Origin of the sequence: Microbulbifer aggregans (assembly GCF_020524005.1) — a bacterium.
Classification (GTDB): Bacteria; Pseudomonadota; Gammaproteobacteria; order Pseudomonadales; family Cellvibrionaceae; genus Microbulbifer; species Microbulbifer aggregans_A.
Map to the genome: position 1 here is coordinate 75,822 of NZ_JAIVKK010000006.1, position 20,066 is coordinate 95,887.

Genomic DNA, 20,066 nt, shown 5'->3' on the forward strand with positions numbered 1-20,066 from the left:
TCATCCCGGGCTTGACCCGGGATCCAGGCAGGCCGAGGGAATGGAACAGAGCAATGAGTGATTTACGTATCAGTTTCGAGTTTTTCCCCCCAAAGACCGAAGAGGGTCGGGAAAAGCTGTATAAAACCCGCGAAGAACTGCAGGCATTCAACCCTGAATTTTTCTCGGTGACTTACGGCGCGGGTGGAACTACCCGTGACACCACCGTCAATATCGTTACCGGACTGCGCAAGGATGGTATTTCCATCGCACCGCACCTGTCTTTTGGCGGCGATAATGAAGAGGCGGTACATGGATTACTGGACCGCTATAAAGAGGCTGGCGTAGACCGCATCGTCGCACTGCGCGGCGATATGCCTTCCGGTATGGGTTCGGTCGCGCAACTGGTCTATGCGAACGAGCTGGTAGCGTTTATCCGCCGTCACAGTGGTGATCACTTCCACCTGGAAGTGGCAGCCTATCCGGAAATTCACCCGGAAGCCGACAGCTACGACGATGATATTCGTTTCCTCAAGGGCAAGTTCGAAGCCGGCGCCAACAGTGCACTGACCCAGTACTTCTACAATCCGGATGCGTATTTCTATTTCATCGACCAGTGCGAAAAAGCCGGCATCGATAACCCCATTTACCCGGGTATCATGCCGATTACCAACTTCGCCAACCTGGCGCGCTTCTCCCGCAACTGCGGCGCGGAAATCCCGCGCTGGCTGAAGTACCGCATGGAAAGCTACAAGTCACCGGAAGATGTTAAAAAGCTGGGGCTGGAAGTGGTTACCGACCTGTGCGAGACCCTGCTGGACGGCGGCGCACCGGGCCTGCACTTCTACACGATGAACCAGGTGGAACCGACAGCGAGCATCCTCAACGCACTAAACCTGGACAGCGAATAATCGCTCTTCTCACCTAAAAAAGGCCCGCGTAGTTGCTGGCCTTTTTTATTACAGCCTTTCTTATTCCAGCACAGCCTTTCTCGCAGTCGCTATTGCGCTGTCGACCGCCCTTCTGACAGTTTTTCCCGCTGGCGTTTCAGGTGGACATTAATGGGCTTGCCGGCATAGTTCACAATCCGCACGACCAATCGGCGATTTTTTTCTCGCCCTCGTTCCGTGGCGTTATCGGCTATGGGAACGCTGTCACCCAGGCCTTCAGCCGCAATCCGGTTATCCTCAATCCCGCGCTCGAGCAAAAACTGTTTTACCCAGTTTGCCCGCCACTGCGAGAGCTTCTGATTTTTCTGGGCATCGCCTGCGTTATCCGTGTGCCCCTCAATGGTGATTTCGAGGGATGGGAAATCGCGCATAACAATTAGCAGTGCTTCCACATCACCAATCGTATCCATCACCGGTGCGAAGCCACCGGGCTCAAAATCGACCCGCAGGATAAACTCATCGCCGCCACTGCGGGACTTTCCGAGCAGATAGCGCACCAGCTCATCACCGAACGGCGCAGCGGCGCGCGCAGATTGCTCATCGAGGCCATTGGCTACGAGGGCACGGGGGTCCAGTGAGTATTTCTTCATAGGGTCCGGGCAACCCGCAAGCAGCAGCGCGGCAATGGGTAGAAGTGCACGGACCAGGACGGGCTTTCGCCGAACGGTGGACATGTAGCGGGTTGCCTCCGTCAGAGCAGTCGTCGGATTGGCGTTTAATTCATTGTAGACCAGTTCCGCAGAGTGCAAGGGCTGTGAGGTTTTTCTCCACCCCCGATCACGCTAGCATTGAGTCAATTCGATACCCGATTACCTGGAGAACATTGTGGCCAGAAAATTCTTACAAATGCTGGGCCTTTCACTGCTGGTGACTGCCGGTTCCGCAGCTGCACAGCAGATCGTCACCGTCGACCCCGGCGATGCCTGGCTCAATGCCAGTGATGGCTACCGCGAGGAAATCACCTGGCGCGTTGCCAGCCGCGGTGGCGCTGCGTCACCACGGGGAGTGTTCGTAAATCTGGACAACAACAAGGAACTCGCGGCGGTAGACAAGATTCTGGAATTCAGTGGTGACCGCGGGGAAGTCACCGAGGTGCTGCGGATCTCCCCCGAGCAGGTACGGCAATGGCATCGCCAGGGCGTACGCCGGGTTGGTTACCGGCGAATATTTGCCGGTGCAGCGGGCAGTATCTCCAACCACATCCTGTTTGACCTGGATTCCAGCGGCCGCCTTGCCCAGGTGGAAGCAAGCCCTCCGCAACAGACCCTGACCGGTAAATCCCGGCAGATGATGATGTCGTGGAACCTCGATGGCGATCTCGGCAGCATCAGTGCCTACTCCGTCAGTGGGCAGTTTCTGGTTGGTGACCGGGTCGTCTACGAGGTACCGGAACCGATCATCGCCAAAGCCGGCCAGCCCATGCGCGAAACCGTAAAGCTGCCTGAAGGGCTGGTCAGTGAGCTGGTTGCCAACGGCATCTACAAGGTGCGCTACACACGTACCTTTGTGGATGACAAAGATACTCGTCGCAGCGCGTCAGTGGAGCTGAACCTGACGGAATAGCACCGCACCGGGAATAGAGCGTGAAATTTGCGAAAACGAGGCGCGATCAGCGATTGTGATTGCGCCGCCGGGTCAACTGGAACCAGAACATACCTTCCAGCAACATGCCTAACACCAGAAAAATGGCTCCGCCGACGGGAATACCGAATACGTAGCAGGCGATGGCGGCGAACAGGCAGGTAAAGGCTATAAGCAGCCGTTTCAAAAGATGCATAACAAATTCCCTCTCATTTTAAGCCTACGTAATTCCTGAATCAGAAGTAATCCAGCAACAACTGCATATCATGGATCACCCGCGCACCTTCGGCTTCCAATTGCCGCGCGCGGTTGCCATTGTGACTGTAGCCGACAACCGGCATCCCGGCCGCCACCGCAGCTTTTACTCCAGCGATCGAATCCTCCACCACCAGACAGTGCTCCGGGGCCACATCAAAATGGCGCGCGCTGTGCAGGAACAAATCCGGCCAGGGCTTGCCACGCCCGACATCATCCGCACTGAAAATGCGCCCATCAAAATAATCCCACAGACCGGTTTTATTCAGCGTGATCTGCATTTTGGCGTGGGGACCGGATGACGCAACACAGGTTTGCAGGCTGGTATTCTGCAGTTTCTCCAATACTTCGCAGATACCGTTCACCGGCTCCAGTTCGCTGTGAAAGGCCTCGCGAATACGGCGTTCAGTATTGTGGAAGTAGGCTTCGGGCAATGGACCACCGTAGCGCGCCTCGATATCCATAATGCAGTCTTTTGACGGACGGCCACTGAACTGCTCATCCAGCTCGTCGACCGTCGCCGGCATGCCCAGCTTGGTCATCTCTTCCGCGAGTACCCGGCAGACGATGGTTTCGCTGTCCACCAACACCCCGTCGCAGTCAAAAATGACCAGCCGGGTAGATCCATTAAGTTTTACCATCTTACTTCCCAGTCCCGATTTTCCGATCCTATATCACTCAGCTGGATCACTCAGCTGGCGGAAATTAGCAGTATTCCAACCAATACACCCACGGCTCCCGCGACTCGCAGCAGGTTTTCGTCGCCGTGCACGATTCTCAACACCAGCTCCCGCGTGCGCTCATACCCCATCTGCAACGCATAGGCGCCGATCACCACCAGGAAAATACCCAGCACATTGAACAGCGTTGACCAACTGCGGGTGTCCGATACCAACAGGAACACAATGCCGATGACGACCCGGGCCCAGGCGCCAAAGTAATACATCTGCGGGTTCATGCGCTCAGAAAAATCGCGTGCGACTTGCGGCTTGAGGATCACGATAATCGACATCGCGGTCACCGCGACGCCCAACAGCCAGACAATGGTTTTGACCATGATGAAATCCCTTTGAGTGACGAGAGTGCGGGGCTAGAAATCACCCCATTGAAACTGCAAGACCGACAAAGCGGCAACCGGTGCGGTCTCCGTGCGCAGCACCCTCGGCCCCAGCCGCAGCGGATGGAATCCGCGGTTTAACGCGAGCTCGATTTCCTCCGCGGAAAGGCCGCCTTCCGGCCCAACCAACAACAGCGCTGACTGTGGACGCCCGAGTTTCTGTTCAAGCTGCGGCAGTGTTTCTTCGGTACGGTGATGCAGTACAAGGTTCATTGTGTCATCACCGGCACGATCAAGAAACTGCGGGAACTTCACCGGTTCCAGAATCTGCGGCACCCGGTTGCGCGCCGACTGCTCACAGGCGCTAACGGCGATCTGCTGCCACTGCCCAAGTTTTTTCTGCAGGCGCTCCCCAGACAGCTTGACCTCACAGCGCTCGGTAAACAATGGCTGGATATCCGTCACCCCCAGCTCAGTGGCCTTCTGGATCACCCAGTCGAAACGGTCCCCACGGGAAATACCAATGGCCAGGGTAATCGCCAGCGGCGACTGGCGGTCGTCCGCCGAGAAGTCACTGATACTCACCCGCACTTTCTTGCCCGCTTCCAGTAATTCCGCGGAGTACTCACCGCCCTCGCCATCAAAGAGGATTAACGGGCGGCCCGGCCCCAAACGCAGGACCTTGACCAGATGGCGGGAGGCGGCTTCGTCCAGTTGGACCTCGGATTTACCCGCCAGTGCTTCGGCGGAGAAGATACGGGGAATACGCAATGATTAGTCCTGAATACGGAAACAAGATTGCGTGAAGGGTAATACAGGCGGAGAAGAAGTTGTAGGCCGGAAGTGCCTTGTTCAGAGCACAGTGGCGGTGGCGCGCCGTGGATTCGTTTTCAAAACCGCGGTGAACCCATCCCTGGGCGCTGCGGCGCAAACATCCTGTTTGCGACGCTTTTGAAAACGAATCCCCGGCACTCCACCTTCAATTCAACTAAATCACTTCGTAAGCACTTGGCGCGTTGCCAATAAATACGAAAGCCAGATGCAAAGCGCCCTTATCGGGCCGGGGTGATTCGGTGCGAAACGATTGCCGACAGGTTGTTGAGTACCGGATTACCCCGGCTCGATAAGGGCGCGCCACCGGGCCAGCCGATGGCACGCTACACAATCAGACCTTCTCGAAACTCACCGGCAGCTCGTCGTGGATCTTGTCGCCTTTCACCTTGATACGCAGTGTCTCGATCACCTTGTACAGGTTCGGTACCAGCACCAGGGTCACGAAAGTCGCACACAGTACGCCGAATGCCAGGCTCACCACCATCGGGATCAGGAACTGCGCCTGGATCGAGCGCTCGAACATGATCGGTACCAGGCCCACAAACGTGGTAATGGACGTCAGGATGATCGGGCGGAAACGGTCACGACCGGCCTGCACCACCGCATCCATCACCGCCATGCCCTCGGCACGCAGCTGATTGATACGGTCCATCAATACCAGGTTGTCGTTCACTACCACGCCCGCAGCCGCCAGGAAACCGAGCATCGACATGATGCTGATGTTATATCCCATCAACAGGTGTCCCAGGATCGCACCGAAGAATCCAAAGGGAATCGCGGTGAGAATCAGCAACGGCTGGGAATAGGAGCGGAATGCAATCGCCAGCAGCGCGTAGATCGCAAACAGCGACAGGATGAAGAACGACAGGATCGCGGAACCGAACTCCTCCTCTTCCTGCATTTCGCCGGCCGTCTTGAGACTGAAGCCCGGGAACTGCGCTTCCCATTTTTTCAGGTTTTTATCCCGCAGCTCTTTCAGAATCTCGTGCGCCGGCGAAGTCCCCGGAATCAACTCTGCTGTAATCTGTACCGTACGCTCGCGGTCATTGCGACGGATAGTGGTATAGCCAGGTACATATACGGCTTCAGCCACGGCACTGAAAGGAACCTCCCCTTCGCTGGTGCGCACACGAATACGGTCGATCTGGTCTTCGTTGGCACGCTCTTCCTTTGGATAGCGCACCATCACACGCACATCCTCGCGACCGCGGGGAATACGTTGGACCTCTTCGCCATAGAAGCCCTGGCGTACCTGCTTGGCAACATCTGCCAGGCCGATGCCCATGTTGGTGGCGTGGGGCTTGAGCTGGATTTCGATATCCTGGCGCGCGCTGATCAGGTTGTCGCGGACGTCATACACCCCGGCAAAGCTATCCAGCTCGTTCTTGACGGCATCGGCCGCACGACGCAGCTCGTCCATTTTGCCCGACGAGGTACTGAGGTTCAGGGACATACCCTTGCCACCATCATTGATGGTGTGCTGGATATTCATTTCCTCAACACTCGCGGGCAACTCGCCAATGTACTCGCGCCACTTGATCGCCAACTGCTCCGAGGTCACGTCACGGAACTCGCCATCGGTGAGCTGCAGCATCACATTCACGTTGCCACGGTACAGGAACACCATCGTGTTCTGTACGAAGTCCTCTCCGCCGTTCAGTGCCAGCATCTCGGGGTCTTTCGCCAGCATCTCACCGGCGCGCTCGAACTTCTCCAGCACCCTGCGGCTTTCTTCGAAGGACTCCCCCTGCGCCATGGTGGTTCTCAGTTGCAGCAAATCGGAGGGCACTTCCGGCGAGAAGGCGGTACCGATATAGCCACCCTTGAATACGGCAATAGACAGCACCAGAGCCATGAAGAAGATCATCACCGTAGCGCGGCTGTTGCTCAGGGATTTCTCCAGTAGCGGCATGTAGTACTTGTCGCCAGCCACTTTCATACCGGAGGCGAACTTGCCGCGGATATTCTGCAGCTTGCGCCCAATACCCGAGGTGGCTGGCTGTTCCGGCTTCAGGTGCACCAGGTGCGCCGGCAGGATCAGCAGCGATTCAACCAGGGAGAAACTCAGGCTCAGCAGCACCACCACCGGCAGTGCCATCATCATCTGCGAAGTGGCACCGGGCAGGAACAGCATCGGCACGAAGAACACCATCGTCGACACCACAGCGAAAATCACCGGCGCGGATACGTTTTTCACACCTTCTTCTGCGGCCTTGAGGCCGGTAATGCCACGGTCATGGGCGGCGTGCACCGCCTCGCCGACGATAATCGCATCGTCCACCACAATCCCGAGAATCATCAGGAATGCGAACAGGGAGAGCATGTTCAGGGTGACACCGGTGATCGGCAGTAACCAGAAGGCACCGAGGAATGCGGTAGCAATACCGATGGTCACCCAAACCGCCAGCGCCGGGCGCAGGAACAGCATCAGCAGCACGAATACCAGCGCCAGACCGCCCACGGCGTTCCAGAACAGCATACTCATGCGGCTTTCATAGGCCTCGGAAAAATCGAACCAGGTTTCGAACTGCATACCCGGTGGCAGGGTTTCCCGCGCCTCGGCCATGAACTTGTTAATCGCCTCTGCAGTCGCCACCACATCCAGTGGTTCGCCCTGCATCACCCGCAGGTTCATGGCTGGCGAGCCATTGAAGCGGATAATCGACCCTTCTTCCTCAAAGCCGTCATTGATCTGGGCAACATCCCCCAGTAGCAGCCGGGTACCATCTTTGCGGCTCACCAGCGGGATACGAGCGAAATCATCCGCGTTGTAGGCCTGGCCGCGTGTCTGTACCTGAATGTCACCGCGCTCGGAACGCACCATACCCGCCGGCAGGTCCAGCGAGGAACGGCGTACTGCGCTGGCGACGTCATCGAAAGAAAGGTTGTAACGACGCAGGTTGACCTCGGAGACCTCGATCGAGACCTCGTCATCGCGATCGCCCCATACATCCACCCGGCGCACGCCCGGCAGTAGCATCAGCTTGTCGCGGAGATCCAGAGCCGTGTCCTTGAGCTGGCGCGGAGAGACGGGACCGCCAATGGCGATCATCATCATCTGCTGCTCCCACTCCTCCAGCGCAACGACCGGGCGTTCGATATCGGACGGGAAGGTGTTGACGGAATCCACCTGCACCTTGATGTCGTTCAGCAGGCGCAACTCGTCATAACCATCTACTGCCTGAATACGCACCGTACTGTGGCTGCGCGCGGACCAGGAGTTGATTTCCTTGATGCCTTTTACTTCGGAAATGGCCTGCTCTACCCGCAGGGTCACCTGCTGCTCGACTTCCGCGGGCCCAGCACCGGGGTAACTGATATCGACTTTCACCACACCCGGGTTAATGGCCGGAAACACCTCACGACCGACATGAGAGATACCGAACAGGCCACCGATGATGATCATGATCATCAGCAGATTGGCGCCCTTGCCGTTGCGAACGAACCATCCAATGATGCCCTGCATGATCAGAAGGCTCCTTTGGCTGACGCGGTGGAAGACCCGGTGGACTCTTCAGCGACTTCGGCTTCGTCCTCGGCGCTTTCCCCGGTATTGCTGTCACCAAAGATCAGCCCTGAGGGTTTCTCGTTCAACGGATTGGGGCTGAGCACCATGCCCTCGCGGGAGTAACCCAGGCTGGAAACAACCACTTTCTCACCACTGGCGATATCGCCGCGCAGCCACACCTGGTCACCCACAGCCTGAAGCAGCTCTACCTTTTTGAAGCCGAGCTGGTTTTCTTCGTTCAGCACCAGGATGTGATCACTCTCATGCAACGCCTGGCGCGGCAACAGAGTGATATCGTCGTAGGTCTTACCAGCAATCTGCGCTTCAACAAACAGGCCATTGATCAGGGGTACTTCGCCCTGGTAGGGGTTTTGAACCTGTGCCACGGCATAGATAAAGCGGCTGTTCGGATCGATCGCCGCCTCGGTGCGCACGATCTGGCCGCGCCATTCACGCTCGGCACCGGCGAGGTTGGCCGAGAAGCGTACGGCCGGGCCGTTTTCAATCCCGCGGCCCAACGGCAATTGCAGCAAAGACAGCTGATGGTCAGTCAGGGGCAGGCGCACTTCCGCCACACCCACACTGTGAATACTTGCCAACTTGGTACCTGCGGTCACGTACTGCCCCAGGTCCACCAGAGTTTCCACGACGCGACCGGCAAACGGGGCCTTGACCGCGGTGCGCTCCAGATCCAGCCTGGCCTGGTCGCGATCGGCTTTGGCCGCTGCCAATCCGGCTTCCGCGGCGGCCAACTGCGGTTTGCGCAGGAACAGGTCGTTGGCGGTTTTGGTGCCCAGGTCGCGCCACTCGCGCTTGGCCTGCTTGGCCACTCCCTGCTCCTGGGCCAGGGTTGCAGCGGCATTGGCGACCTGGGATTCGGTACGGGTCAATGCGTGGCGGTAGTCCGCCGGTTCGATCTGGATCAGTGAATCCCCCTGCTGGAAAAAGCCACCGGGGACGAAGGCGTCACTGACGCTCTCGATGACTCCACCAACACGGGCCACCACTTCAATTTCGTGGCGCGCATGTACGGAACCCTGACTGGGCACCAGCAATGTGTGGCGGCCCGGCTCGGCGTAGAGGACATCGGCCATGGGCGGCAGCGCTGCCTCGGAAACTTTTTCCTCTGGCTTTGGAGCCAGAGCACTAACTGCAACCACTGCAGCAACGCCTACGAGAACAACGATCCCTAAAACTTTATTTTTGCTTCTTGAAGGTTTCACTGACGCTTCCGTTGATCAAAATTTAACTAGTCGAGCATTCTACTGAAGTTCGACGCCAATTGAACTGTCCTTGGATGCAAGTTGTCGCAGCCAGATGCGCCTGAGCGCAAACGACAGTTACGGGCAGTGTTTCCCGTTCGCTGTCAATGTTGGTGACCGCCGCCGCTTGGCCCATAATGGCCGCCACTTTTTACACCGCCCAGCACCTGTGTTGGACATTTTTTGCTCGAACCCGATCGCCGCAGCCAACAAAAGCCACGTCATTTTTTCGTGCAGCAGGCGGCCAGAGATTTACCGAGGATGTAAATAACAAGATGTTGGATATCAACGCCCGTATCGCCGAAGAACTCAATGTGCGCCCACAACAGGTGGCCGCTGCCGTGGGATTGCTGGACGAAGGCGCCACCGTGCCGTTTATTTCCCGCTACCGGAAGGAAGTGACCGGTGAGCTCGACGACACCCAGCTGCGTACCCTGGAAGATCGCCTGCGTTACCTGCGCGAGATGGAGGAGCGCCGCGCCGCGATCCTTAAAAGTATCGACGAGCAGGGTAAACTTACGCCCGAACTGGCTGAACAGATCAATGCAGCCGATACCAAGAACCGCCTCGAAGACCTCTACCTACCCTACAAGCCCAAGCGCCGCACCAAAGGCCAGATCGCCATTGAGGCCGGCCTTGAGCCGCTGGCCGACGCCCTCTTCGGCAACCCGAGCCTGAATCCGGAAGAAGAGGCACAGAAGTACCTCAACAGCGACAACGAAGACGCCGCCCTGCATGTAAAAGACATCAAGGCCGCCCTCGACGGTGCCAAGTTCATCCTGATGGAGCGCTTTGCCGAAGACGCCGAGCTGCTGGGCAAGCTGCGCGATTTCCTGCACCGCGACGGTCTCGTTAAGTCCAAGCTGCTGGATGGCAAGGAAGAAGAAGGCGCGAAGTTCCGCGACTACTTCGAATACTCCGAGCCCTTCTCCAAGGTTCCGAGCCACCGCGCACTGGCCATTTTCCGTGGCCGCAACGAAGGCATCCTGGCCATCAACCTGGGCCTGGAAGGCGATGAAGAACGCACGCCAACCCAGGGCCACCCCTGCGAGGCCATGATCGCCCGCCATGTGGAAATCGAAGACCTGGGCCGTCCGGCCGACAAGTGGCTGGGTGAAGTGGTGCGCTGGACCTGGCGTATCAAACTGCTCACCAGCCTGGAAACCGACCTGCTGGGCCAGCTGCGCGAAATGGCAGAGGAAGAGGCCATCAAAGTCTTCTCCCGCAACCTGAAAGACCTGCTCCTGGCAGCGCCAGCTGGCCAGAAAGCCACCATCGGCCTCGATCCGGGCCTGCGTACCGGCGTGAAAGTGGCCGTGGTGGACGCCACCGGCAAGGTGCTGGATCACACCGCCATCTACCCCACCCCGCCGCAGAACCGCATTCAGGAATCCGCCGCGGTGATCGCCGCTTTCTGCAACAAGTACGACGTTGGCCTGATTGCCATCGGTAACGGCACCGCGAGCCGCGAAACCGACAAGTTTGTCGGCGATACCATCAAGCAATACAAGCTCACCGCGCAAAAGGTAATGGTGAACGAGGCCGGCGCCTCCGTGTACTCCGCCTCTGAATTCGCCGCGCGCGAGTTCCCGGATCTGGACGTAACCATCCGCGGTGCCATCTCCATCGCCCGCCGATTACAGGATCCGCTGGCCGAGCTGGTGAAGATCGACCCCAAATCCATCGGTGTTGGCCAGTACCAGCACGACGTATCCCAGACCCAGCTGGCGCGTTCCCTCGACGCGGTGGTGGAAGACTGTGTAAACGGTGTCGGCGCCGAGCTGAACTCCGCATCCGCACCGCTGCTGGCGCGCGTGTCCGGCCTCAGCCAGTCCATCGCCAACAACATCGTCACCTACCGCGACCAGAACGGTGCTTTCAAGAGCCGTGCGCAGCTGAAAGAAGTTCCGCGCCTCGGCCCCAAGGCATTCGAACAGGCGGCGGGCTTCCTGCGTATCAACAACGGTGAAGACCCCCTGGATAAATCCGGTGTGCACCCGGAGTCCTATATCGTGGTGAAACGCATCGCAGAGAAAAACGGCCGCGAGATCAACGGCCTGATTGGCGACTCCGGTTTCCTGCGCAGTCTGAACCCGGCGGATTACACCGATGACAAATTCGGTCTGCCCACGGTAAAAGACATCATCGCCGAACTGGAAAAACCCGGCCGCGACCCGCGCCCGGAATTCCGCACCGCCAAGTTCGAAGACGGCGTGGAAGAGATCAAGGACCTGCGCCCGGGCATGGTGCTCGAAGGTACCGTCACCAACGTCACCAACTTCGGTGCGTTTGTGGATATCGGCGTACACCAGGACGGCCTGGTGCACATCTCTGCACTGTCTGAGAAATTCGTGAAAGACCCGCACGAAGTGGTCAAGGCGAACGACATCGTCAAAGTCAAAGTGATGGAAGTGGACGTAGCGCGCAAGCGTATCGGCCTGTCCATGCGTATGTCTGACGAGCCCGGCGAACAGGGCAGCGGCGGCGTCAAAAAAGGCGACCACCGCGAGAGCCGCCAGGCGCAGCGCCACAACAACAAGAATCGCCAGCAACAGGGCGGCGGCAATGGCGGCCGCGGCAGCATGGGCGACCTGCTGGCAGCGGCGATGAAGGGCAAGAAATAAGCCTGGATCCCGCAAACGAAAATGGGCGGCCAGTGGCCGCCCATCTTTTGCCTGGGAATATTCCTTCGCCTGCGAGCAGGCTCCTACAACAAGCCCCTACTCGACAACAATAAACGGAATCTCTACCGTCGCTTCCGCCAGCCCCGGCACGCCACTGCAATACCCGTGAACCATGAGCCGCAGGCTGCCAGCTTTTATTCCCCGCACTTTACTTTCCGCTCCCCGCGTATCCACCAATTCCGGATCTTCATACAGACTGACCACCAGCGGCGCGCCCGGTACAAACCGGTTCTGCGCATCAAATGCGCGCACAACCAGCTGGTCCGGCTGCCAGGCATCGCCCACGCGTACTCGAATCTCATCAGGGTCCACTTCCAGCTGTGTAATTGACGGAGATTTCGCGCAGGCCTCCTGCCCCCTATAGATCGTGTACATACGCCCACCGGCTTCAATCGTGGCGTCATGAGTGACCGAGCTGCGACCCTCGGCGAGCACGCCCCCCCAGCCGGGAAGGCTCCACAGGCAGGCGCCTATACAGAGCAATGGGCGCAACATGTGATCCTCGAACTTTTACTGGGCAACGCCAAAGAGCCTAGCAGGTATCCAGGCTACACAGATGTGTCCCCCCACTTTCCGAGACGCCAGTTAAACACCTGTGTTCTGTGAGCCGTTGTGGCAAACCAGGCGGTCGGCTAAAGTTCGAATTCCGCGGCGGCGGGAGATGAAAACGCCATCCGTTGACCGGACAGCGGATGTTCAAAAGCCAGCTCGGTCGCGTGCAGTAACAGCCTCGATGCGGCAGCCAGCGCCTCGGGGTGGGCATAGAATGGATCGCCAAGAATGGGGTGCCCCATGGCCTGCATGTGCACCCGCAACTGGTGCGAGCGGCCGGTGATCGGGGTTAGCTCCAGCAAGCTCGTCTTTCCGTCTGTGGATAACTTCTTCCAGCGTGTGAGCGAAGGCTTGCCCACCTCCAAATCCACCTTCTGCCGCGGCCTGTTTGGCCAATCGCAAATCAGGGGCAGATCCACCTCGCCACTATCCTGCTCCAGCTCGCCCCATACCCGCGCCAGATAGGTTTTATCCACAGCACGCTGCTGAAACAGAGCACTGAGCTTGCGGTGCATATCTGCCCCCCGTGCCATGACCACCAGCCCCGAGGTATCCATATCCAGGCGGTGCACGATTAACGCGTCGGCATACGCTTCCTGCGCGCGGCTGGCAAGGCTGTCGCGGTGGGCGGGATCGCGGCCCGGAACAGAAAGCAGCCCGCTGGGCTTGTTCAGCACCAGCAGGGCATCATCGACATAAATGACGGAGAGGCGGGGATCCGCCGGTGGGTTATAGGGGCGCACGATATATTCGCATTCGACCGGGCTCAGTCATTGAGTTGGAACTGGTAAATATCGGACTGGTAGGGTTCCATCTGGGTAAACAGCAGCCAATTCTTTTCCGGGATATAACTGAACTCCCCAAACTTATCCAGGGAGTCCCGGGGCAACAGCGCCAGGCCGGATATCTCGCCGGTGGATAAATTCAGTTTCATGACTTTACTGTGTAAATCCGCATTCAGGTGAAAATACACCTGATCCCGATGGGCATCCCAGTTGTAGAGCGGGGAAAACTGATCGCCAGGCAGTATCTCGCGCGGATTTTTTAGCTCGGGGACACTGGGGTCGATTTCCGCCCGCCACAAGCCACTGCCCACAGCCTGGGTAAATAGAACCTCGCCTTTGCCAATAGGCCGTAGCTTCAATACCGGCATGTCTGCGATTGGCAGGCCTGTGCCCGCGTCCAGATCAAACTGGTAAGTCTGGTAGCCCTGGCCATCGGACACTGCCGCGTACAGATGGCTATCGTCTTCCGACCAGACCGGGCGGCGATAATCATGGTGTTTTGGCTGCACTTTCTGCACTTCGCGGGTTGCGAAATCAATGACCAGCAGCTGACTGCCCGCCGCAGAAGAATCGGCGGCAATAAATGCAATGCGCTCACCGTTATTGGACCAGCGCGGCATTTTCACCTCGCTCTTGAGGTTGGTGAGACGCTCACGCTGGCTGCCATCCAGATTGCTGACCCAGAGCTCCATAGCCCCAGACTCGTTCGAGCAATACACCAGCTTTTGGTGCTGGGTGGAATAATGAGCATTGCCCTGGTCGAAGTTCGCCTGCAATAAGGGGATAGCGGCCTTCAGGTCCCCCTCCAGGTCCAGGTAGCTGATGTAGGTATCCGTATTGCCTGCGCCAAATACAAAGGCGTCGCTGCCGGGTACCGGGTTGATACTGCTAATACCGGGCAATGCCAGTGGAGCGATCTTCCCCGACTGTAAATCCACCATCTGCGTCACGCGTTTTCCCGCCACTTCACTGGCGTAGACGATGCGGTCGTCCTTGCGGGACCACGCCAGCCCCTTGATATCACTTTCCGCGCTGGTGAGTTGCTGCTCTTCACCCGTCGCCAGGTCGCGTACAAATATGTTCTCCGACAGGAGGTCAGTACGGCGGGTCAGGGCGATACGGGATCCGTCATTGGAAAAAGCCATATCGCGGTCAGCGTAGCGGCACTCATCCCCGCATGACAGGCGGGTTTCGGGCAGTCCTTCGGCATCCGCCGCGGAAAAGACATCGCTGTCATCCAGGTCTACCAGGTAAACACCGCTGTTCTGAATACCCGGTCCAATTTTATTGACCGCCAGCGGGGAGCCAGATGGGTGAATCGCAAGGTGAGTATTCAGGTCGTAATAACAGTCGGTAATCGGCTTGCGTGTCAGTGTCGCGAGATCGAGGTGCTTCACCGCACATGTGTGCTGTGATTTGTCCCGCTCAACATAATAGAGACCCGCTCCATCCGCGGCCCATACCGGACCGTATTCGCTCTGCTCGGTAAAAGTCAGCTGCTTTGGCGGTGCATCACTTTTCAACGGGCGGATATAGAGGTCGGGGCTCTGATTCGGGCGCGCCCAGGTAAACGCCACCCAGTTGCGGTCAAAATCGACAATCGGGGTAAATTCACTGCCCGGGTAGTTGGTCAGGCGCGTAATAGAGGAAACCGTGTTAACCGGTGGGGAGCCTGCGACAAGGGCCTGAACCGCAAACCACGCCATTGGAAAGAGCACCGCAACACTCAGACCAAGCCCCAGCCACCTTGTGGCTGGCAGACTGCGGCCCTGTTCTGAATTGGCTTCAGGGACTCGCTGGACAGGCTCTACCGCCAGGCGATAACCGTGCCCCCGTTTTGTGACCACATATTGGACATCCGGATCCACTTCCGCCAGTGCTTTGCGGATATGCCAGATGGCGTTGTTGATCGCCTTGTCGCCGACAAAGTGGTTCCCCCCCCAGACCAGCTCGATCAGCTGCTCGCGGGTTACCCAGTTTGGATACTGCTCCACCAGGCACTGAAGTACATCAAAATATTTCTTCTGGGACAGCTCCAGACGCTGCTCGCCATGGGAAACGCTCTGCTCCTCCAGGTTTACCCGGACGCAGCCGATATCGTATTCCACATTGCTGGTCACTGGTTCACCCCTTTCCAAGTCACCCCATCCTTATTGTCATAGTCGCGATATTTGGGCAGGAATTATACCCAATGCCCCTGAAGGCAAAACCGGGAATAAAACCATAAAAGTGTGTAACTAATTGATTTTTGACCAAAAGATATTAATAGAGTTTGCGCAGACACTTAAAGACCCCCCTCTTCTTGTCCTCTTTTCTGCCCATCACATAAAAAGTCATTCCCATCTGATCGTCGCTCTGAGGCGCCCGTTTTCCCAGCGGCCAGACAGTCGATCCATTCGATGGCAGACAAATAACAACCAGGCAACAAACTTTAGGGGCAAACACTTTGAAAGCGAACAAGCTCGCGCTGATGATCGGTCTCAGCGTATCCGGTGCCCTGGGCACCATCCCAGCCAACGCCGCCCTGCAGGAAGCAGGCGCTGCCGCTCCCGCAGCAGAAGAGAACCTTTTGGAGCGGGTTGAGGTTACCGGCTCCCGCATCAAGCGAATCGACCTGGAGGGCGTAGCCCCGGTACAGGTGATTTCTGCGGTGGACATCGAGGCCAGCGGCCTCAACACCATCACGGAAGTACTGCAGACTTCAACGGCGAACTCCGGGGTCAACTTTACCGCTGACGGTTCCTACGTAGAGAGCGCCAGCTCGGTGAACCTGCGCGGCATGGGGGTCAACCGGACTCTGATCCTGGTCAACGGCCGCCGCCAGGCGTCCTTCCCCACCGCTTACGGCGGCTCCACCAACTTCACCGACGTTTCCGATATCCCCGCCAGTGCAGTAGAGCGCATCGAGATCCTTACCGGCGGCGCCTCGGCCATCTACGGTTCCGACGCGATCGGCGGTGTAGTGAACATCATCCTGAAAAAAGGCTACGAAGGTTCCGAGCTCGACGTCCGCTACACCGCCCCCGAACAGGGTGGCTACGAGCAGACCGACATCGCCTTCTCCCAAGGCTTCACTACCGAAAAGTCCAACACCATGGTGATGGTGGAATACAAAAAAGTTGAGGAGCTGCTGAACCGCGACCGCGACTTCCTGTACTCCCCGGAATACTACACCAACGAAGACGGCGAGCTGGCCTGGGGCAACGGCCCGGACCACACTGACAGCCCTTCGAGCACCGCAGCCTATCTGCGCGATTACGATGAGGTATTCGGCGAATCCCGCAACTACGCCAGCGAGGCCGTGTGCAACGATATCCTCGGTAAAGGTGCAGTTTACCTGCCCGAGCAGTCTTACGAGTGCTACTACGACAGCGACGCCACCGAAGGTGTACTGCCGGCAGACGAGCGTATCAACCTGGTGGTGAACACCGAGTATGAGCTGAATGCAGAATGGACTCTGTTCGGTAGCCTGCAAAGCTCCTACAAGACCTCTGACCGCTTCAAAACCGACAAGGGCATCGGCGAAGACATCTACATGGATTCCGTGGATGGCCGCCTGGCATATACCCCGGAAGGTATGGATGACTACCATCGCTTCCAGGTTCGCCGCCGTTTTGTCGATTTCCCCGGCGAGCGTATGTACAAGTCCACCGTGCAGAAGTACGCGCTGACTGCCGGCGCCTCCGGCCTGGTCTTCGACGATTACGACCTGGATATCTCCTGGACCTCAGGCCTGAACCTGTACGACCGCAAGAAGTACCACATGGTGAACGGCGCCGCGCTGCTGGACATGATCACCTTCGACCCCAACGATACCGCTTCTGATAAGTGGTACCCGCTGGACAAGCTGACCGACGAACAGGCCGCGCGGATCATGGATGTTTCGGTCACTGACTCCGAAGCGACCATCAACCAGTTCATGGCAACCCTGTCTGGCGACCTGATGGAAGGCTTCGCCGGCCCCATCGCGTTCGCGTCCTCGTTCGAGTGGGCCAGCGAAAGCTATGACGACTCACAGGATGAAGACACCGTAAGTGGCGGCCTGCTCGGCCAGGGTGGCACCAATGGTGGCGGCGACCGTCAGCGCAGCGCCGTTGCACTGGAACTCGCAATTCCGCTGCTGGACAGCGCCGGCGGCCAGTCTCTGGAACTGTCCACTGCGGCCCGTTACGACCACTACAACGACGACTCCAGCGTGGGCGGCGCCTTTACCCCGCAGGTGGGCCTGATGTATCACCCGTACGAAGACATGCTGATCCGCGGTAGCTGGGGCAAGAGCTTCCGTGCCCCGGATATGCACCGTCTCTACGCCGGTGACACCCTCGGCTTCGGAGCGGCTGATCTGACCCTGGATACTGGCGAAGTCATCGAAGATCCCTATGACTCCTACTCCGCCGGCAACCTCGACCTGGAAGAGGAAAAAGGCGATTACTGGAACCTGGGCCTGGTATGGACACCCACCGACGATATCGAGATGACCCTGGATGTTTGGGAAATCGAATTGCGCGGTGCCGTGCGCAGCGTCAGCAACCGGGAAATCATCGACGACCCGAACTACAACATGACTGGCAGTTACACCGGCTGTAACCAGTTCAGCGGCCTCGGCTACATCTACACCGTCGACGACGGCATTACGAACCTGCTGTGCATGCGCAAGGGACCAATCAACGCCGCGTTTGAATCCACCCGCGGTATCGACGCCAAGTTCAGCAAGGACTTCGACCTGGGCGAATTCGGTATGCTGGATTTCTCGCTCGAGACTTCCTACGTAGCGGAAAAACTCTATCAAGAGTACGAAGGTGGGGAAGTGGAAGATGCGACCGAGCTGTTCTACACGCCGAAGCTGAAAGCCAACAGCAGCGTCAGCTGGCACAAGGATGCGTACACCGTAAACCTGAGCTACTTCTACACCGGCAAAGCCAAGGGTAACGATTACTTCGAATACCCCGACGGTACCGAAGAACGCGCGTACGACACCCTGGATGCCTACAAGACCATCAACCTTAATGCCAGCTACGAGTTTGCCTGGGATGGCCGCGTAACGTTGGGCGTGAACAATGTGACGGACGAACTGCCGCCGCTGTTCCACGAGTACAACGTGTATCGCAATTCCTTCCCGTACCACGCGGACTGGCTGGGTTACGACGTGATCGGTCGCACCGTATACCTGCGCTACAAGCACAACCTGTAATGGGTTGCGACGGGGCGGGCACACCGCCCCGTCTTTTCAATATTTCCACAATTGGCCGGCACAATTTATTTGCTTCACGAAATTAATTGGGTAGCGCTGGCGAATAAGTATTACGGAAGTCTCTATGAAAAAGTTGTCTCTGTTGCTGCTGCTGTGTCTCGCCAGCCAGGCGTGCCAAACGCAGCCAAAACCGCGCAACGTCGTTTTTATGATCGGCGACGGTATGGGCCCGGCCTATACGACCGGCTACCGCTACTACAAAGACAATCCACAAACAGACTCTGTGGAAACCACCGTATTTGACCGGTTGCTGGTGGGTACCGCCAGCACCTATCCAGACGACGACACCTACGTGACTGACTCGGCCGCCTCGGCGACCGCCCTCGCCACCGGAGTCAAGTCCTACAACGGCGCCATCGGTATCGACGCCGCACACCAGCCGCTCGATTCCCTGCTCAAGCACGCCAAACGCCAGGGCAAGGACACCGCCATCGTCGTCACTTCAGAAATAAACCACGCAACGCCCGCGAGCTTCGTTGCCCACAACGAGTCCCGCCGCAACAAAGACGCCATTGCCGACCACTTTATCGATAACACCATCGATGGCCGGCCGGTGGTCGATTTGTTACTTGGCGGCGGACAGCAATATTTCGCGCGCAGTGATCGCAATCTGGTGCAGGAATTCGAAAGCTTCGGTTACCAGAGCGGCAACAACATCCAGCAACTTCAGGAACTGACCCGATTGCCCGCCATCGGCCTGTTCGCAGACACCGGGCTGCCGCGCGCCATCGACAGCGACACACCGCACCGCCTGTCCACTATGACCGAACAGGCCCTGCACCTGCTGCAAAAAAGTGACAATAAATCCGGGTTTTTCCTGATGATCGAAGGCAGCCAGATCGACTGGTGCGGCCACGCCAACGACATCGCCTGTGCCATGCACGAAATGGACGATTTCGCGCGCAGTATAGAGTTGGTGGAGAAATTTATTCAGGACAACCCGGACACGCTGCTGGTCGTTACCGCCGATCACTCCACAGGTGGATTAAGCCTCGCGGCCACTAAAGATTATCGCTGGCAGACCGATATAGTATCTAAGCAGAAACGCAGCCTCGCAGCCTTTACCGGTCTGATCAACGAAGACGCGGATCTGGAAAAACTTTGGCAGGAAAGTTTCGGCTACGCGCTGCAGCCACAGGATGTGACAGCATTACAGGAAAACCGTAATGACCGCCGCGCGCTCTACGAAACGACGGTAAAAATCAGCAGTAAGTATTCCAACACCGGCTGGACCACCAGCGGCCACGATGCAGTGGACGTTCAGGTATTCGCTACCGGTAAGGGACATGAGCTGTTTCGCGGTTTCCAGGACAATACCGCCATCAGTCAAAGAATCCTCTCGCTCATGGATGGCAAACCTCTCTAATT

The 20,066-nt window shown here is 57.9% G+C and carries 15 protein-coding genes; 5 read left to right on the forward strand and 10 right to left on the reverse strand.

What is annotated here, in order from left to right; genetic code table 11:
* Nucleotides 1–53: 53 nt before the first annotated feature.
* Complete coding sequence (gene metF, locus LC093_RS12560; protein WP_226665141.1) at nt 54–890, forward strand: methylenetetrahydrofolate reductase [NAD(P)H]; 837 nt, start codon at nt 54–56, stop codon at nt 888–890.
* 89 nt (nt 891–979) lie between these two features.
* Here the strand turns inward: metF and LC093_RS12565 are convergent, their stop codons facing one another.
* Nucleotides 980–1,603, reverse strand: a complete 624-nt coding sequence (locus tag LC093_RS12565) for an OmpA family protein (RefSeq protein ID WP_226665142.1) — start codon at nt 1,601–1,603, stop codon at nt 980–982.
* 151 nt (nt 1,604–1,754) lie between these two features.
* On the opposite strand from LC093_RS12565, the gene LC093_RS12570 reads away from it, so the two are divergent.
* Entirely contained in the window at nt 1,755–2,492 is a 738-nt protein-coding gene (locus tag LC093_RS12570; RefSeq protein ID WP_226665143.1) for a hypothetical protein, read from the forward strand.
* Nucleotides 2,493–2,538: 46 nt separating this feature from the next.
* Here the strand turns inward: LC093_RS12570 and LC093_RS12575 are convergent, their stop codons facing one another.
* The 6 genes from LC093_RS12575 to LC093_RS12600 all read right to left on the reverse strand — a co-directional run bounded on the left by LC093_RS12575 (nt 2,539) and on the right by LC093_RS12600 (nt 9,387).
* Nucleotides 2,539–2,706, reverse strand: coding sequence for a hypothetical protein (locus LC093_RS12575; protein ID WP_226665144.1), 168 nt, complete (start codon nt 2,704–2,706; stop codon nt 2,539–2,541).
* A 40-nt stretch (nt 2,707–2,746) separates the two neighbouring features.
* Nucleotides 2,747–3,406 (reverse strand): HAD family hydrolase, encoded by a 660-nt coding sequence (locus tag LC093_RS12580; RefSeq protein ID WP_226665145.1) that lies wholly within the window; start codon nt 3,404–3,406, stop codon nt 2,747–2,749.
* Between the two features lie 50 nt (nt 3,407–3,456).
* Entirely contained in the window at nt 3,457–3,822 is a 366-nt protein-coding gene (locus LC093_RS12585; RefSeq protein WP_226665146.1) for a hypothetical protein, read from the reverse strand.
* A 33-nt stretch (nt 3,823–3,855) separates the two neighbouring features.
* Entirely contained in the window at nt 3,856–4,593 is a 738-nt protein-coding gene (locus LC093_RS12590; RefSeq protein WP_226665147.1) for a 16S rRNA (uracil(1498)-N(3))-methyltransferase, read from the reverse strand.
* A gap of 394 nt (nt 4,594–4,987) precedes the next feature.
* Nucleotides 4,988–8,122, reverse strand: coding sequence for an efflux RND transporter permease subunit (locus tag LC093_RS12595; protein WP_226665148.1), 3,135 nt, complete (start codon nt 8,120–8,122; stop codon nt 4,988–4,990).
* A 2-nt stretch (nt 8,123–8,124) separates the two neighbouring features.
* Nucleotides 8,125–9,387 (reverse strand): efflux RND transporter periplasmic adaptor subunit, encoded by a 1,263-nt coding sequence (locus LC093_RS12600; RefSeq protein ID WP_226665149.1) that lies wholly within the window; start codon nt 9,385–9,387, stop codon nt 8,125–8,127.
* A gap of 314 nt (nt 9,388–9,701) precedes the next feature.
* On the opposite strand from LC093_RS12600, the gene LC093_RS12605 reads away from it, so the two are divergent.
* A complete protein-coding gene (locus tag LC093_RS12605) occupies nt 9,702–12,050 on the forward strand; it encodes a Tex family protein (protein ID WP_226665150.1) in 2,349 nt (782 codons plus the stop codon).
* 96 nt (nt 12,051–12,146) lie between these two features.
* Here the strand turns inward: LC093_RS12605 and LC093_RS12610 are convergent, their stop codons facing one another.
* From LC093_RS12610 to LC093_RS12620, 3 genes are all read right to left on the reverse strand, one after another.
* Nucleotides 12,147–12,605, reverse strand: coding sequence for a hypothetical protein (locus LC093_RS12610; protein WP_226665151.1), 459 nt, complete (start codon nt 12,603–12,605; stop codon nt 12,147–12,149).
* Nucleotides 12,606–12,742: 137 nt separating this feature from the next.
* On the reverse strand, nt 12,743–13,405 hold the full coding sequence (locus tag LC093_RS12615) for an RluA family pseudouridine synthase (protein ID WP_226665153.1): 663 nt from the start codon (nt 13,403–13,405) through the stop codon (nt 12,743–12,745).
* 23 nt (nt 13,406–13,428) lie between these two features.
* The gene (locus LC093_RS12620; protein WP_226665162.1) at nt 13,429–15,567 is read right to left on the reverse strand and encodes a winged helix-turn-helix domain-containing protein; all 2,139 of its coding nucleotides are present in this window, start codon (nt 15,565–15,567) and stop codon (nt 13,429–13,431) included.
* 326 nt (nt 15,568–15,893) lie between these two features.
* Between LC093_RS12620 and LC093_RS12625 the strand changes: the two genes are divergently transcribed.
* On the forward strand, nt 15,894–18,638 hold the full coding sequence (locus LC093_RS12625) for a TonB-dependent receptor domain-containing protein (RefSeq protein ID WP_226665164.1): 2,745 nt from the start codon (nt 15,894–15,896) through the stop codon (nt 18,636–18,638).
* Nucleotides 18,639–18,762: 124 nt separating this feature from the next.
* A complete protein-coding gene (locus LC093_RS12630; protein WP_226665165.1) occupies nt 18,763–20,064 on the forward strand; it encodes an alkaline phosphatase in 1,302 nt (433 codons plus the stop codon).
* The last annotated feature ends 2 nt before the right edge of the window (nt 20,065–20,066 follow it).